This is a genomic window from Flectobacillus rivi (genome assembly GCF_030056655.1).
Classification (GTDB): domain Bacteria; phylum Bacteroidota; class Bacteroidia; order Cytophagales; family Spirosomataceae; genus Flectobacillus; species Flectobacillus rivi.
Genome location: NZ_JASHIE010000010.1, coordinates 142,574 through 160,251, shown reverse-complemented (window position 1 = coordinate 160,251; position 17,678 = coordinate 142,574). Strand labels below are relative to the sequence as shown.

Annotated in this window: 14 protein-coding genes; 5 read left to right on the top strand and 9 right to left on the bottom strand. The window is 37.8% G+C overall.

Features of this window, described 5'->3' with window-relative positions; all coding sequences use genetic code 11:
• Positions 1-44: 44 nt before the first annotated feature.
• Positions 45-1,274, top strand: a complete 1,230-nt coding sequence (locus QM481_RS15005) for an MFS transporter (RefSeq protein WP_095161308.1) — start codon at positions 45-47, stop codon at positions 1,272-1,274.
• Between the two features lie 102 nt (positions 1,275-1,376).
• Positions 1,377-2,399: a hypothetical protein gene (locus QM481_RS15000; protein WP_283382319.1), complete on the top strand. Its 1,023-nt coding sequence runs from the start codon at positions 1,377-1,379 to the stop codon at positions 2,397-2,399.
• 365 nt (positions 2,400-2,764) lie between these two features.
• Here the strand turns inward: QM481_RS15000 and QM481_RS14995 are convergent, their stop codons facing one another.
• On the bottom strand, positions 2,765-3,139 hold the full coding sequence (locus tag QM481_RS14995) for a DUF423 domain-containing protein (protein WP_283382318.1): 375 nt from the start codon (positions 3,137-3,139) through the stop codon (positions 2,765-2,767).
• A 601-nt stretch (positions 3,140-3,740) separates the two neighbouring features.
• On the opposite strand from QM481_RS14995, the gene QM481_RS14990 reads away from it, so the two are divergent.
• Complete coding sequence (locus QM481_RS14990; RefSeq protein ID WP_283382317.1) at positions 3,741-4,460, top strand: LytR/AlgR family response regulator transcription factor; 720 nt, start codon at positions 3,741-3,743, stop codon at positions 4,458-4,460.
• Between the two features lie 56 nt (positions 4,461-4,516).
• Here the strand turns inward: QM481_RS14990 and accC are convergent, their stop codons facing one another.
• From accC to QM481_RS14955, 7 genes are all read right to left on the bottom strand, one after another.
• Entirely contained in the window at positions 4,517-5,860 is a 1,344-nt protein-coding gene (accC, locus tag QM481_RS14985; RefSeq protein WP_166549956.1) for an acetyl-CoA carboxylase biotin carboxylase subunit, read from the bottom strand.
• A gap of 137 nt (positions 5,861-5,997) precedes the next feature.
• Positions 5,998-6,462 carry an acetyl-CoA carboxylase biotin carboxyl carrier protein gene (accB, locus tag QM481_RS14980; protein ID WP_283382316.1) on the bottom strand — a complete coding sequence of 155 codons (465 nt, stop codon included), beginning with the start codon at positions 6,460-6,462 and terminating at the stop codon, positions 5,998-6,000.
• A 223-nt stretch (positions 6,463-6,685) separates the two neighbouring features.
• Positions 6,686-7,249, bottom strand: a complete 564-nt coding sequence (efp, locus tag QM481_RS14975; protein ID WP_283382315.1) for an elongation factor P — start codon at positions 7,247-7,249, stop codon at positions 6,686-6,688.
• A gap of 194 nt (positions 7,250-7,443) precedes the next feature.
• A complete protein-coding gene (locus QM481_RS14970) occupies positions 7,444-8,433 on the bottom strand; it encodes a beta-ketoacyl-ACP synthase III (RefSeq protein ID WP_283382314.1) in 990 nt (329 codons plus the stop codon).
• A gap of 79 nt (positions 8,434-8,512) precedes the next feature.
• Entirely contained in the window at positions 8,513-9,454 is a 942-nt protein-coding gene (gene plsX / locus QM481_RS14965) for a phosphate acyltransferase PlsX (protein WP_283382313.1), read from the bottom strand.
• Positions 9,455-9,618: 164 nt separating this feature from the next.
• Entirely contained in the window at positions 9,619-9,813 is a 195-nt protein-coding gene (gene rpmF, locus QM481_RS14960; protein ID WP_095161299.1) for a 50S ribosomal protein L32, read from the bottom strand.
• Between the two features lie 65 nt (positions 9,814-9,878).
• Entirely contained in the window at positions 9,879-10,532 is a 654-nt protein-coding gene (locus QM481_RS14955) for a YceD family protein (RefSeq protein ID WP_283382312.1), read from the bottom strand.
• Between the two features lie 301 nt (positions 10,533-10,833).
• On the opposite strand from QM481_RS14955, the gene QM481_RS14950 reads away from it, so the two are divergent.
• A complete protein-coding gene (locus QM481_RS14950; RefSeq protein WP_283382311.1) occupies positions 10,834-11,487 on the top strand; it encodes a phosphatase PAP2 family protein in 654 nt (217 codons plus the stop codon).
• A 244-nt stretch (positions 11,488-11,731) separates the two neighbouring features.
• On the top strand, positions 11,732-14,059 hold the full coding sequence (locus tag QM481_RS14945; RefSeq protein WP_283382310.1) for a penicillin-binding protein 1A: 2,328 nt from the start codon (positions 11,732-11,734) through the stop codon (positions 14,057-14,059).
• Between the two features lie 37 nt (positions 14,060-14,096).
• Here QM481_RS14945 and QM481_RS14940 read toward each other — a convergent pair whose 3' ends face one another.
• Positions 14,097-17,645 (bottom strand): VCBS repeat-containing protein, encoded by a 3,549-nt coding sequence (locus QM481_RS14940; RefSeq protein ID WP_283382309.1) that lies wholly within the window; start codon positions 17,643-17,645, stop codon positions 14,097-14,099.
• Between the last annotated feature and the right edge of the window lie 33 nt (positions 17,646-17,678).

Here is a 17,678-nt window from a genome sequence, read left to right as displayed (position 1 = left end):
CTTATTTTCGGAATGAATCTTTCCTTTACATAAAACCTCTCTCTATGCAGGAAACTACTATTTCTAAAAATGCCAAACTGTTAATCCTTGTAGCTTCTTTAGGCTATTTTGTGGATGTGTACGATCTCATTCTCTTTGGAGTAATTCGTAATGCTAGTTTGGCAAGTCTCGGACTTGATAAAGACGGGCAACTATCAGAAGGTCTTCGCCTACTTAATATACAGATGGCAGGTATGCTTTTGGGTGGACTTATCTGGGGAATTTTGGGTGACAAGCGTGGACGCAAATCTGTCTTATTTGGTTCTATTTTGCTGTATTCCCTAGCCAATGCTTTTAATGGAATGGTACAAGATTTGACAGTATATGCTATTCTAAGATTTTTGGCAGGTATTGGTCTTGCAGGAGAATTAGGTGCTGGGGTGACCTTAGTAAATGAATCGTTACCAAAAGAAAAACGAGGATACGGTGCCTTATTCATTGCAGGTACAGGGGCATTAGGAGCCGTAACAGCCGCCTATATAGCAAGCTTGAGTACCGACCCAGAATGGTGGCGTATGACTTATTATATTGGTGGTGCTATGGGTTTAGCATTATTGCTATTGCGTATTGGCACCATGGAGTCATCATTATTTCAGAACATCGAAAAAAGTGCTCCCAAAGGCAATTTTCTTAGTCTATTCACCGATTCAAATAAACTCAAAAGATATATCTATTGTATTTTGATAGGACTTCCTGTTTGGTACACAGTGGGTATTCTTGTACTGGTAGCACCTGAACTCAGTAAGGCGATTGGCGTACAGGGTGAAATTAAAGCAGGCACTGTTGTAATTTTATGTTATGCAGGGCTCTCATCTGGTGATTTTCTTAGCGGACTCGTAAGTCAATTTTTACAAAGTCGTAAAAAGACCATTTATTGGTTTGTAGGATCTAGTATTATTCTGATGGGTATATATCTCTTAGTTCATGGACTAAGTACTACGATTTTTTATTTCCTATGTTTTGCGTTGGGCTTTTCAGGAGGATATTGGGCGGTATTTATCACCATGGCATCAGAGCAGTTTGGCACTAATATTCGTGCAACAGTAACTACGACAGTACCAAATTTCGTTCGTGGGGCATTGATTCTTATTACATTAGGCTTTAAATTTTTAATGGGTCATGTGGGATTAATCTATGCAGCCTTGATTGTCGGTTGTATTTGTAACTTCGCTGCTCTCTGGGCATCCTATATGTCTGAGGAAACATTTGATAAGGATTTAGATTTTATCGACTAGGTGTAATGTAGATAAAATTTATTGGACACCTATACCTTTTACCAATAAAACTCTTGATTTTAGTCTTGAAAAAGAAGATGTTTACAGCCTAAATCTTGCAATATGGCTCTTATTTCAAAAAAGAAACTTCCATTCAAAATCAATCTTCAGCTCAGAAAATACCTAATTAAATATGGGCGTGAGATAACTATGCCTTTACAATACACTGACTTACTGAGGTTTGAAAGTTCCATAAACCTTTATGATAAGTTTGGGAATGACACACTCTGGCAAACAGTCTTTTATCCACATAGTGACATAGATTTTGTGTATGAAGGGTTAAAAAAAATCTATGCCGATTTACGAACTGATGGTGATGAGAAGGTCATCAAACACCTTAACGTGGATAGGGTTGATTTGTGTACTTATGGCAATACTCAGCCATTTCGCATAAGAATTGTCAACAAGATGAACGATAACTTTGACTATTTTTATGTCAAGCGAGCCGATTCTTCACGGATATATGGAATGGAACTAGAACACCTTCTTTCTCCCAATAGAATGAGTTATCTGACATTCGAAGATACAGTCGTAGAAGAACATATTATTGGTATTCCAGGAGATTTATTCTTTAAGCAATTACCTAGTTATGAAGAAGTAAATTACCGTCGATTGGCCAAAGAATTTGTGAAGTTTAATGAACGATGTTTTGTAAAGCTATTGGGCGATATGCATTCATCAAATTTTATTATTGATATTACCCCCGATTTTGAAGAAGTATTTTATCGTATTCGAGCCATCGATTTTGACCAACAAAGCTACGAAGGCAAACGGTCGGTATATATGCCTCAGTATTTCAAGCAAAACTATCCTTTAGTCGAAATTGGAATGAAATACATGACTTCTGAATCTGTTCAGCAATACCAAATTGAAGAAAGATCGCTCATTGCAGGAAGATTGAGGGTAGAGCAACAACGAATGTACGAGCTGATGTCGGTAATGGCGAGAGATGAAATTGCTTCTGTAGATAATACCGAATCACTCAAGAAAGAACTAGCGAGATGGTATCAATCAGACAGATTTCTCAAATGTAAAACCATGGGCGAAATCGTTTGGGCAAGCCTAGAACAAGTCTTGATTCATTAGCAATTGAGTAAGCTGAGATTGAGTGAATGATTATTTTAATAAATTTTCAGCATTATTTTATCAAACATGAGTCATCCCTAATTCAGTGATTGAGCGGATGAGTGATTATGTAAAAATTTGTATTCTAGTAGTAGAGACGCAATGATTGCGTCTTGAGCTGAATAAAATCTAGTATAGTAGCATCAAAAAAGCGGTCGAAAAATATTTTTCGACCGCTTTTTTGATGAAATTCGGGTGACTCATGTTTAGAGTGATACCTCTTTAAATGTAAAGCATTCCATCTATCATATTAAAGATAATCACTTATTCAATCAATCTTAACTCAATTAATAAAATAATGTATCTATTCTATATCACATCAATGCTTATTTGCTTTTAGTAATTCCGAAAGCTAATAGAACCCAGCCTACCATCAAGCAAGTGCCTCCAATTGGCGCAACCGCTCCCCACATGGTAACTCCTGTAGCACAAATCATATATAAGGCTCCTGCAAAAATAATCGTACCTACCAACAAAGCATTGCCTGCATATCTTACAAAAGCATGCTTGAATGTTCCCGACAATATTCCTACAGCTAACAATCCCAAGGCACCATACATTTGATAACGAGCAGCTGTCTCAAATGTATCTGTCCTACCAATCGCTTCTAAACTAGCTTTAAACGCATGTGCTCCAAATGCGCCAAGTGCAACAGATAATGCAGCCAAGATGGCTCCTATTTGTAAAAAAAACTTATTCATGTGTTAATGATTTATTGGCTAAAATTACCATCTATAAATGAAAACACTGCACGTTCGTAAGATATTCATGCAGTTCATAAATAATAAGGCTTCAATTGATACATTAGTTCATCAATTCATAGGATAATTTGTGTGTTGGTTAGCTATCAGTTCTTGACAATATTCAACATCAATATTAAAATGTAATTTTGTAATGCAATTACATCCTTACTCAATACCCTTAAAAATCTGACCGCCTAAGAAATTACAAATGAGACAAATAAGTAGCTTAAGTAGTTTATAATATTTCAAATCCGTTTAAGTACTCGACATTATCATTAATACAGTAATTCGTCTAAGTTAAAGAATTTTTAATTCTTACTTTTTGAAAACTATACATTTCCCAAGATGTGCTCAAAACTTGAGTATATCTTGGGATTTTTGTTAAATTCTAGTCTTCTATATTTTATTTTCTAACAAAAATCCCGTAAGTTGCGATGCAAAAACCCATTCTAGGTAATGGTTTTTGAAACTTTTCGTCGAATTAACCCAACCTTCCCAAGTTAAACTCTAGAAGTCGCCATATCTTTTAGCCAATTTAACAGAATAATTCACCTAATTCATGACAATTTATCGATGTGTCATTTTAGAGGACGATGACATCGCTCAGAAAATTTTAGCAACGAATATCAAAAGATTACCACATCTTGAAATCGTTCAAGTTTTTGGCAATCCTATTGAAGCCATTCCTTTATTACATCAAGGAAAGGTAGATATTCTGTTTTCTGATGTTGAAATGCCTGAAATTTCTGGACTAGATTTAATCAAAACGCTCGAAGCACCTCCGCAAATTATTCTTACTACCAGCCACTCCGACTATTCTATGGAAGCATTCGATGTAGGAGTAACAGATTATCTACTCAAACCCTTTAGTTTTGAGCGATTCTTAAAAGCTGTTAATAGAGCAATTGACAATATCAATATCAAGAATAAAGCTTCACAAAAGCCTGTTGTTCAGGAAGAACAAATTATCTTCTTAAAAGCAGGGAGAGAGTCTCTAAAATTCTTTGTGAATGACATTCAATATATCGAAGCATTAGGAGCCTATACAAGGGTTTTTAGCAAAGAAAAACCTGTATTGATTAGTGAGTCTATCTCTGATTTACAAATCAAGCTCCAACCGCTTAATTTTATTCGTGTTCACAAATCATATCTTGTTCCAAGATTCAAAGTAACAGGAATTTCGTCGAGACATGTGATTTTAGATAAGTTAAAAATTCCTTTGGGCGTATCTTATCGTGAAACAATCGAAAAACTTTTTGAAGAAAAATCTGGTTCATAAAAAAGGGGCTTTTGCTAATGCAAAGCCCCTTTTTATTATTCTATTTTGCTGTATTACTACAAGCTTTTCAAATCAAAATTCTCCATAAAAGCAGTTGTAAATTGACCTGATTTGAAGCGTTCGTCATCCATCAATTTAATGTGGAATGGAATCGTAGTTTTGATACCATCGATTACGAACTCTTGCAAAGCACGCTTCATACGCAACAATACTTCTTCACGGCTCTGACCTGAAACGATTACTTTCGCAATCATTGAGTCATAGTTTGGTGGAATTGTATAGCCTGCATACACATGGCTGTCGATACGTACTCCGTGACCACCAGGTAAGTGCAAATTAGTAATTTTACCTGGCGATGGGCGGAAGCCGTTTGCTGGATCTTCAGCATTGATACGACACTCTAGTGCATACAATTTTGGCGTATAGTTTTGTCCAGAAATGGCTACACCAGCAGCAACTTTAATTTGTTCTTTGATAAGGTCAAAGTCAGTTACTTCTTCGGTGATTGGGTGCTCTACTTGGATACGAGTGTTCATTTCCATGAAGTAGAAATCACCATGCTTATCCACCAAGAACTCGACAGTACCTGCTCCTTCGTATTTAATAGCTGAAGCACCTTTGATGGCAGCTTCACCCATTTTCTCACGAAGTTCTGGCGTAAGCGCTGGAGAAGGAGTTTCTTCACAAAGTTTTTGGTGACGACGTTGGATAGAGCAATCACGTTCTGAAAGGTGACATACTTTACCAAATTGGTCGCCTACTACCTGAATTTCGATGTGACGTGGTTCTTCTACATATTTTTCCATGTAGATACCATCGTTACCGAAAGCATTGGCAGCTTCCATTTTAGCGTCATTCCAAAGCTTTTCAAACTCGTCTTCATGACGGATGATACGCATACCACGACCACCACCACCAGCCGTAGCTTTGATGATAACTGGGTAAACAATATCTTTTGCAATACGCTTAGCATCTTCTACCGTATCAATCAAGCCTTCCGAACCTGGAATTACAGGTACGCCAGCGATTTTCATAGTAGCTTTTGCTGTAGCTTTGTCACCCATCAAATTGATTTGTTCGGCAGTAGCACCAATAAATTTGATACCATATTCAGAACAAATACGAGAGAACTCAGCATTTTCTGACAAGAAACCATACCCTGGGTGGATTGCATCTGCGCCAGTAACTTCGGCAGCTGAAATAATCGCAGGGATGTTCAAATACGACTGACGGCTTGGCGGTGGGCCAATACACACAGCTTCGTCAGCAAATTTTACGTGAAGGCTTTCACGGTCAGCAGTAGAATAAATCGCTACCGTTTTGATGCCCATTTCCTTACATGTTCTAATGATACGGAGGGCAATCTCACCTCTGTTGGCGATAAGTATTTTCTTAAACATTCTTTAGCTTTAGTTATAAACTCAACCAAACAATCTCTATCGTTATTTAACTGGCATTATAACCAATCAATAGTATTGAGTGTTTTTGACTTATTGAAAAATAAAACCAAATAGATGGGGAATTCAATAAGGTTGGCTTATTGTTCAACTACGAAAAGAGGCTGATCAAACTCAACTGGAGTTGCGTTTTCTACCAATACTTCAACGATACGACCAGATACTTCTGATTCGATTTCGTTAAATAATTTCATAGCTTCGATGATACAAACTGGCTTACCTTTTGACACTTCTGAACCAATTTCAACGAATGATGGAGTGTCTGGGCTAGAAGAACGGTAGAATGTACCAATCATTGGCGACTTGATCGTTACGCGATTAGAAGCCACCGCTGGTGCTGCTGCTGGAGTCGCAGGTGCTGCTGGCGCTGCCGCCACTGGAGCTGCTGCTACTACTGGAGCCGAAGCCGCTACCACTTGTTGTACCACTGGCGCTTGACCATAACGCTTTACTGAAAGTTTCAACTCAGAAGTTTCGATGTTTACCTCATCAAGAGTTGATTGAGCAATAAAATCTAATAGCTTTTGGATTTCTTTATTTTCCATTGGAGGTTGGTGTTACAATGTCTAGTTGATAAATTTTACGTATAAGGGAATTTCAGATAAGTAATCGTTTTCAAGAATACATCTCACAAAAATTAAGGCCGAAAGAGGACAGCGTCCTAGTAATTCAGGACTAAAGATACAGTAAATATAAGTATTTTTAGTTGAGCCAGTAAAATCTTGAGGAGTAAAACTTTATTGAAAATCAATTACTTATCGTGGGGTATTATTTTACTCGTTCTACATATTCGTAAGTACGAGTGTCTACCTTGATTTTCTCATCATTCTGGATGAATAATGGTACTGTAATAGTTGCACCAGTTTCAACAGTAGCGGGTTTTTTAGGAGAGTTGGCTGTGTCGCCCTTGATACCCGGTTCGGTATAAGTAACAACAAGCTCTACAAATAGAGGCATTTCACAAGAAATAGGCTGCTCTGTTTCGGCATTAATTAAGATTTCAACCGATTGGCCTTCTTTCATTAAGTCAGCTCCTTCAACCATTTCTTTGTTCAATGTCACTTGTTCGAAGTTTTCGTTATCCATAAAAGTATAACCAAACTCTTCTTCGTACAAGTATTGGAAAGAACGACGCTCAACACGTACAGGGAAAATCGCTACCCCTGAGTTGAATGTGTTATCGATTACCTTACCTGAAGTCAATGATTTCAATTTTGTTCTTACAAAAGCAGGGCCTTTGCCTGGCTTTACGTGTAAAAACTCAACAACTGAAAAAAGATCGTTGTTAAATTTGATTACTAGTCCGTTTCTGATGTCTGCAGTAGTTGCCATTTTGTCAATTATTTAGAAAACAAGAAATACCATAAGCAATTTTGCTTTCTGAACACTAAATAGTTACAAATTTGATAATTACAAAAATTTGAATGTGCAAAATTACAAAAATGTTCTCTGAACTTAGCACAAAAAAAAACAGTAAACTGCCCAGTTTAATGAAATTTAGCTAGGAAGTTTACTGTTTTGATGCTTTAGTACGCCCATTTGAGGTAAACACTCCCCCAAGTAAAGCCTCCACCAAATGCGGCAAGAATAAGATTATCACCCTTTTTAAGTTGACTTTCATAGTCCCACAAACACAATGGAATAGTTGCGGCAGTGGTATTTCCGTACTTATGGATATTGAGCATTACTTTTTCAGGACCAACGCCCATTCGGTTGGCTGTTGCATCAATAATTCTTTTATTGGCCTGATGTGGCACCAAAAAGGCTACATCGTCACCCGAAAGATTATTACGCTCCATAATTTCAGCCGAAACATCTGCCATACGAGTTACCGCAAACTTAAATACAGCTTGCCCTTCCTGATGGATATGATGCCATTTGTTGTCAATGGTTTCGTACGTAGGAGGATATGCACTACCTCCACCCTTCTGAATCAAGTGATTAGCTCCTGACCCATCTGATTTTAAGATAAAATCTTGAAGACCTAAACCATCTGAACTAGGCTCAAGCAATACTGCGCCAGCACCATCACCAAACAATACGCAAGTAGAGCGATCGGTATAATCAACAATAGCTGACATTTTATCGGCACCCACTACAATTACTTTCTTATAGCGACCTGATTCGATAAACATGGCACCCGTTACTAAGGCATTCAAAAAGCCTGAGCAAGCGGCAGCAATATCATAGGAAGCATTGAATGAAATGCCTACTTTATCACAAATCAAATTTGCTGTTGACGGAAAAAAATGATCAGGAGTTACTGTAGCGCAAATCAACAAATCCACCTCTTCAGGCTTTGTATTGGTTTTTTCCAATAGTTTCTTTACAGCTTCAGCTCCCATAACCGAAGTACCTTGACCTTCTCCACGCAAGATACGACGTTCTTTAATACCTGTACGGGAGATGATCCATTCATCAGTGGTATCAACAATTTTTGCTAAGTCGGCATTAGTTAAAACATCCTCTGGCACATACCCCTGAACGCCTGTAATTGCAGCAATGATCTTTGTCATGTTCAATAATATAAATAGTGACCTACCAGCTATTGTGTGATGCTTGAATGCACTACACGATAGTTAGCAGAAACACTCACTATGCACTCAGTGCTTCTTTGATCTTTTCTGTAACCTTAGATTCTACAATTTTAGTAGAAAGATGAATCATGTTTTTAATAGCCTTCGCCGATGAAGCACCATGTGCAATAATAACATTGCCATTCACTCCAACGATTGGGCTACCACCTACGGCTTCATAATTAGTTTTGTCAAGGAAATTTGTTTCAACACCTTGATCTTTCATAATACCGTATAACGACTCACCCATTTTCAAAAGAATATTTCCAGTGAATCCATCTGTGACAATCACATCAGCTTTCCCCTTAAAGAAATCTTTTCCTTCGATGTTACCAATGAAGTTCATTTTAGCATTTTCCTTCATTAGTTTGTGAGCTTGTTGAGCAATAACAGAACCTTTTTCTGCTTCTTCTCCAATATTCATCAAGCCTACTTTGGGATTTTCTTCACCTGTTGTAGCTTGGTAATAAATAGATCCTAACAAGCCGAATTGCTCAAGCATTTCTGGCTTTACGTCGGCATTGGCACCAATATCTACCATTACGGCCATTTTGCCGTTGGTTTGTGGTGCAAAGCCAGCGATTGCAGGGCGCTGAACACCTTCAATTGCCTTTATTGAGAAAAGTGAACCTACCATCATTGCGCCAGTATTACCTGCCGAGCCAAATGAATCGATTTCACCTGTCTTTAAAAGTTTAAACCCAACTCCGATGCTGGAATTGGGTTTAGCTTGTAAGGCTTTTACAGGATGCTCACCCATTTCAATTGTTTCGTTAGCCTCAACAATTTTGATGTTTGATCCCGTATAATTTTGTTTATCTAGGACTCCTTGAATTGCCTCTGTTTGACCAATCAATACGATTGTCACACCTTCGGGCAACTCATTAGCTGCTAATACTGCTCCTTCAACTATGGCTTGCGGGGCGAAGTCGCCGCCCATTGCATCAACTCCTATATTCATTGGTTATTTTTGTTTACGCAAAATTGGTAACTGCAAAAATAGCATTTTAAGAAGTTGAAAACAGTATTTTTTTGTGTTTTTTATATATTAAAAAACACAACTATCAGCTATATCTCTGATAATCAGAACTTTTCACCTATTTAATACCTAAAATATTGTGTCAATTACGCTTGTGCAGCATAACCTTCTACTACCATTTTACCTTTGTAGTAAAGGTTACCTTCGAATACGTGTGCACGGTGACGCAAGTGAATTTCGCCAGTAGTTGGGTCTACAGTGATTGCTTTTGGAGTAGCAAAATCATGTGAACGTCTCTTATCTCTGCGAGTTGTCGAATGTCTTCGTTTAGGATGTGCCATTTTCTTATTTCCGTTATGTTTGTTACGTTGTTACTTAACTTATGTATGAGCGTCTTGCTCTAAAATTAATTTTGATTATTTTTCAAATTCTTTAATATAGCCCAACGTGGGTCTATTGGTGCTTCTGAGTCATCTTCTGAGCTTTCTTCTTCCTCTACTTCATCGTATTCTTCTTCCTCCTCATCGTCATCATCTCCGCCTCCTGTGGTATAAACAAACTCCCCTTCTTCATCTTCCCAAAGCAAATCGTCGTCGTCCCAGTCTTCATCATCTTCGTCGTCCTCATCGAATACCTCTTCTTCTTGTACAAACTTAGGGTGTAATCGCTTAATTGGAATTTCTAAAAATATGAAATCAAATATATCTTGCGCTACATTAATCTGTTGTACATGGCGGTCGATTAACATCAGTTCATCGGTAACTTCCTCTGTGCGGTCAGCAAACTTCAGAATCATCTTTTTGGTGATACTGATAGGATAATCAAACAGCTCAAGGCTTCTATCACAAGTTAATTCTACGACTGCCTCTATTTCATAAAGTAACTGAATCATCGTTTCTGACTTGTCTAAAGTTACTTTTGCCTTGAAGTTCCCCTTTCCTACTTCATCTTGCTCAAACTCAGCAAAAAACTGATTATCCCCTTCGAATTCAAGCACATATTGCTTGTTTTCAAGGCGAAAAATATCAACCTTATAATTTGCTAAATAATTCTTTTTCAAGGCTTTTAATCAAATAAAGGTCTGTTCGACAGACTTGGTTTGGATACGTAATATTACCGTATTCTTTGTATTGTACGCATACTTTCAAGCTAACCTAAAGCTAGGTTATCCCGAAAAGACTGCAAAATTAGATACTTTTTTTGAAAATGGCAACAATTCTAAGCAATACTTTTGAGAAAAAGATTTTTTATTAATTCTCAGGCAATGAACCACTTACTTCTCTGATAGGTTCGACGGTATTTGGTCTACTATCAAAACATGGGAGTTTGAAGGAGGCTCATTTTTTACGAACTTTGTAGTTATGAAAAATCTTTTGAAAAATAATCTGTCTTTTCTTGTTCCTTTTTTCCTTGTCTGGTTAGCAGGTTTGGGATGGATTTGGGCAACTCCCAAGTTCGAACAAATGGTTTGGATTAATACCCATCGAACCTCTTGGTCTGATACTTTTTTCTGGTGGGCAACTCAATTAGGAGAAGGGTGGTTTTTCGCTACTATGATTCTTATTTGGTTATTATTCAAGTACGAACGTGCGCTAATCGGTATGATAGCTTTTGCGGTTAGTACGCTTATTTCGCAAGGCTTAAAGTTTTCATTTCAAACCTTACGACCTAGTGAGTTTTTTAAGAATATATCATACCCTTGGAAATACGTGAATGGCGTTGAACTTCATGGCTTCAATAGTTTTCCTTCTGGCCATACTACTAGCGCATTTTGTGTTTTTACGCTTTGGGTATTTTTTGCTAAGAAACCAGCATTGAATCCTATTTTCCTTACCTTGGCACTCATGGCAGCATATTCTAGACCATATCTTTTTCAGCACTTTCCTGAAGACTTATTAGGTGGTTCAATCGTCGGAATTATCAGTGCTATCTTATCTATTGAAATCTATCAAAAATATTTTGAAACTAAATATCCACAGTTTAGTCAAAAAGGATTATTGACAAGGAGAAATTGATATTTGGGAAAGATATCATTCTTGTAATAATCCATTTACTCAATAATTATGATAGACTCGAATACTTTTCTGGTAAATCAAGCGTATATGTATTAAATTTTTAAATTTGTAAAAGAGAATTACCCTAATTGCTGATATTAGATGGTAGACTTCGGCATCTACATTGAATATACCGAAATACGCCAAGGCTCTTACGGCAAAATATTTAAACCCCATAAACGACTCAAGTCATAACTATAAACTCATGATAAAACTCCAACCCGGTAAATACCAACGTACCATTCAAAGCCTCTGGAAATGGTCTATTCGTGGTTTTATTGCGCTTGTTTTATATGTTCTAGCTGTTAACTATAACTTCTTCTGGTTGTTTGGAGGAATGCCTAGTCTCCAAGAACTCGAAAATCCTAAAAGCCAATTAGCCTCCGTTTTAATTTCAGAAGATGGCGTCGAACTCACCAAATATTTTAGAGAAAATCGTAGTCCAGTAGAATTCGAAGAACTTTCGCCCAATATCATCAATGCCTTGATGGCAACCGAAGATGCTCGTTTTGCCAAGCACTCTGGTATAGATTTGCGTAGTACATTCCGTGTTGTGACCAGCTTTGGTACGGCGGGCGGTGGTAGTACGATTACACAACAATTAGCTAAAAACCTTTTTAATACTCGCAGTGCCGAATCGGCTGAGGACGGAATGGAATATAAAGGCTTGTTGATGCGTATTCCGAAAATAAGTACTGTAATTGCTAAAACGAAGGAATGGATTTTAGCAATTCGTTTAGAAAGTAGATATACCAAACAGGAAATCATGAAAATGTACCTCAACGAGGTTGAGTTTGGCAATAATGCTTATGGAATTAGAGTAGCTTGTAAAACCTATTTCAGTAAAGAAGTGGGCAATGTGAGTGTCAATGAAGCTGCTACCTTGATAGGTATGCTACAAAACCCTAATCTTTACGACCCAAGAAGACGCCCAGAAAAATGTTTGATTCGTCGAAACACTGTTTTGGCACAAATGGTGAAGTATGGCTACCTTCCTGAATCGGAAGCTCAAGATTTTCAAAATCAGGCCATCCTATTGAAATTTAAGGTCGAAAACCATAACACTGGTTTAGCTCCTTACTTTAGAGAAGCTATCAAAAAACAATTGTTAGCCATCATTGAAGACCTCAATCAGAGTCGTGGCGATGACGAGCAGTTAAATCTTTATACTAGCGGGTTAAAGATTCATGCAACACTTGATTCGCGTATGCAACAATATGCTGAAGAGTCGATGCGTGAACACATGATGGCTCAACAAAAGAAGTTTTATGAACACTGGAAAGGGCGTAACCCTTGGGTTGACGAGCACATGCGTGAGATTAAGGGCTTCTTGAAAGATGCCATGAAACGTACCGACCGTTATCGTCAATTGATGGAAGAAATGGATGGAGACGAAGATAAAGTATGGGAAGTGCTCAAAAAACCTGTACGTATGACAGTGTTTTCGTGGCAAGGTGAAAAAGATACTACGCTTTCTCCCTTAGATTCTTTGAATTATTACAAAAGAATTTTGAATGCTGGTTTTATGGCGATGGATCCTAACAACGGGCATGTAAAAGCGTGGGTTGGAGGTATTAACTTCAAGTATTTTAAATATGATCACGTTCGTCAAAGTAAGCGCCAGCCAGGCTCCACTTTCAAGCCTTTTGTGTATGCGTCTGCCATCGAAAGCGATATTGTGACTCCATGTGATTATGTTGTAGACGAACCCGTTACTTTCGGACAAGAAGATGGTATCATGAAAACATGGACGCCACAAAACTCTGACGGAAAATACTCTTACCAAAGTATGTCTTTGCGTAGAGCAATGGCTCGTTCTATCAATACTGTTTCTGCAAAATTGATGAAACAACTAGGGCCTCAAAAAGTAGCAGAATTTGCTCACCGAGTTGGTATTACAAGTCCTTTGAATGAAACGCCAGCTTTATGTTTGGGTGCTAGTGAAGTCTCGATATTTGAGCAAGTAGATGCCTACTGTTCTTTTGTAAATGAAGGTTATCGTATTGAGCCCCTTTTGATTGTAAGTATTGAAGATAAAAATGGGAACGAGCTTCGCCGTTTTGAAACAACCACCAAACAGGTGATGAATAAAGAGACGGCCTATAAAATGGTACACATGCTTCAAGGGGCAGTGCAAGAACCAGGAGGTACTGCTGAAGGCTTACGTCGTTATAGTTGCGCACAAGGCAACGAAATAGGCGCTAAAACAGGTACTACATCCAACTATTCAGATGGTTGGTTTATGGGCGTAACACAAAGTTTAGTCGGCGGTGTTTGGGTTGGTGGCGATGACCGTAGTATTCACTTCCGTAGTATTAGTTTAGGACAAGGTGCCAAAATGGCGATGCCTGCGTATGCCATGTTTATGGATAAAGTATATGCCGACCCTTCGCTTCGGATTGCAGGATATAAAAAAGAACCCTTCCATAAGCCCGACGGAGTAGATATTAACTGTTATGCCGCACCAAGCGATTCAACGCAAGTTCAATCACCAACGGTAAAACCTAAAGACGAAGATGGATTTTTGAATTAAAATAGAAAAGGGGCTAACGCCCCTTTTCTATTTTAATCTAGTTTAACATTCGTTTCTGACCCTTTTCATTCATTGCTTGCGCTTTTATAACATCACCTCCTACCATGAGTTTGTGAGCCGATTGTGACAAGAATGATGAGCCATAAGGAATTTCAACTTTCCGTGTTTTACCATTTTTAAGTGTCAACAATGCACTGCTTTCATTGGGTGCGAGTTTGAGCATCTTGTATGGCTTTGTACTTTCAAAAAACTTCAATTTATCTCTATTTTGAGATGTAACAGTCAATAAGCTACCTTTTGCAGACTGAAGCTCTACTAATGCTTTGGCATCTCCAGTTACACGATAACCACTTTGGTTAATTGGCAATACAGTAAAACCTCCTTTGCCATCGCCTTTCAAAAGATTTCCCTGTGACGCATCCAAACGTCCAACTGTTAGCTCTGTCGCATAATCATTGCCAGTCATGAGGACGTCCAGATTACCATCTTGATCGAAGTCTTGTACTACCATACCAAATACAGGAGCAAATTGCGTTTGAATCGGCAACTCTTTTATCTTAAACTTACCATTTCCTTGGTTTTCAAGATAACTTGTTTTCATCCAATTGGCCTTTAGGATAATGGCGTCTTTCAACTCTTCTGGTTTTAATACTTCATTGATGGTAGCTTTGGCATATTTTGCATACGAATCAAAACGCTGACGAGTTTGGATAAACTGCTTTGCTAAATCATCACGAGTACTAAATGGAAATTCCTTACGCACGCCATCCAAATCTTTATAAAATACCGTCGGAATAGCATCATAATGTCCATCGTTATTAAAGTCTTTTGCATAAACAGTAATAGGATTCGAATCTGATGCACGATTCAAGGAGTTTAGCCCTAGGTTACCCGCCACATAATCCATATCGCCATCATTGTCAAAATCACCAGCACTAAGGCTATTCCACCAGCCTTTATAGGATTCAATACCTGTTTCTTGTGCTGGAGCTAACTTACCATTTTGGTTTTTCAAGAAAGTCACTGGCATAAATTCTCCAGCAAGCGCCAAATCCATCCAACCATCGTTATCATAATCAGTCCATAAAGCGTCACAAATCAAACCAATTTGATTTAATTGCGGTGCTACTTGTGCTGTAACGTCTGTAAATTTTAATTGAGGAGCTTCATTACGGAGAATATAGCTATTCACAGGTTTAGGATATGCTCCTGGTTCTACTCTACCCCCAATAAACAAATCCAAATCACCATCTCGGTCATAATCTACGGCCTTGATACAAGAACCACTTTTTATCAAAGCAGGAATAGCTTGTTTGGCAGACTGAAAATGTCCTTTTCCATCATTGATGAACAAATGGTCTTTGTAGTTTTGGTCTCCCGCAGGGAATTCATAACTCCCACTTACTACGTACAAATCTAAATCTCCATCTTTTTCAGCGTCAAAAAGTAATACTCCCATATCTTCCGAGAGTTTTTCTTTTCCTTCAAGCCCTGGCAAAAAGTCTTTTACCTCAAATTTACCTGTAGCATTTTGTAACAAGAATCGTCCTTTATATTGACTTGCACCACCCACAAAAATATCATCCAATCCATCGCCATTTACATCTCCTACAGCCAATGCTGGTCCAAACTGTGAGAATTTATGAGGCAACAATTTTTGTACGTTAAAATCAATAATATCCTGTTCTTGATGAATATATCCTGTATTTAAAACATCCGTAATATCTACAAACAAAGGGCTTACAGCATTTTCTTTTTCATCGGGCAATACCTGAGCTTGAGCTTCGTCTACATACAAGGTTTTATTCGTTTTGACATTTTTAAAAATTTGTCCTTTACCACTTTGCCATGTTACTTTTACCTCTGTCACAGTTTGCGTTTTACCCAAACCAAAATGTGCAGTGGGGTCTACGCTCGACAAATATCCACGATATGGTGTATATTCATACACTTGTTTTTGACCATTTGCATAGGCAATTTCAACCCATGCTCCATATCCTTGAACATTGTCTTTGCCACCTTTAAGTTGAACCTTTAGATAGTTACTTTCATTGGGTTTCTGTTGAATCACATTATTTCTAAAAACAGATGCCGAATCATTGATATTATTCACGATGTAATCTAAATCACCATCATTATCTAAATCAGCATAGGCTGCTCCATTTGAAAAACTAGGTTGTGTAATACCCCACGCTTCTGTAACATCATCAAATTTCAAATCTCCTTTATTCTTGTAAGCAAAGTTTTTGATTTTGACAGAAGGAATCGAATCCAACAACATCATACGAGTCATGATACTCGACATAGACGCACGATAGGCTATAAAATCTTGATCCGTAATATCACGAGGAAATCCATTGGTAATAATAATATCACGGAGACCATCATTATCAAAATCTGTCACCATAGGAGTCCAACTCCAATCTGTTTCTGCAACACCAGCTAACAGTCCCACTTCACTAAATAACGGACGGTGTGAGTAAGGATCTTTTCCTAAATTCACCTGAAGGGTATTTCGTGGATATTGATAACCATAACCATATTGCTCATTATTTTGATAGGTTACATAGTTATTGGCTGGAGTCATCATTTTTTTACGATAGTTCGACTCTGGCATCATATCCAATGCAATAATGTCGACCAATCCATCATTGTTAATATCACTCACATCATTTCCCATGGCAGAGTAAGAAGTATGTTTGAAATACAAACTTGCTTGGTCGGTAAAGGTGCCATCATGGTTATTGATATAAAGTAAATCATTCGTTAAATAGTCATTGGTCACATAAATATCTTTCCAGCCATCGCGGTTGATGTCGGTGATATTCAGTCCCAAACCATATCCCTCAATCTGAATTCCTGCTTGTTTAGACACATCGGTATAAACTGGGTGTTTTTTTACAGGATCCCAATCATTTCTATATAGTCTATCAGTTCTTTTCGAAGAACCATCTACAATTTTTTCGTGATACTTGTTGGGGAAACGGGTATCATCCATTTCGTTGACAAGTACATAAAGGTCGAGGTCACCATCATTATCATAGTCAAAGAAAGCAGCATTAGTCGTATGGGTTGTATCAGCAATACCATATTCTTGTGCCATTTCTTTAAAAATAGGTACATTGTTTTTATCTACACCTTGGTTGACATAGAGTAAATTTGCTCGTTCTGAAGCTACTTTTTTGGCAGTAGCACAAACGTAAATATCTAATTTGTTATCATTATTGATATCGACAATTGCCACGCCTGAACACCATTTTTTAGCACCATCCACTCCTGCTTTGGCAGTAATATCGTCAAACTTAAAATCACCTTTATTCAAGTATAATTTATTGCTTACCATATTCCCTGTAAAATAGACATCAGGCAAGCTATCATTATTAAAATCACCCACTGCAACGCCCCCACCATTGTTGATATATTCAAAAGTAAGAACATTCATCGTATCACTCTCTGTAATTCTATTTGAGAAGGTAATACCTGTGTCTTCTGCATTGAGCTGAGTAAACAATGCTGTATCATTCGTACACGAAACTTGCCAAACAACAGGGAGTAAACAGATACAAAGTCGTAATAGTTTTTTCATGATATTAGAGTTAAATCTTATAAAAAAAGAGAT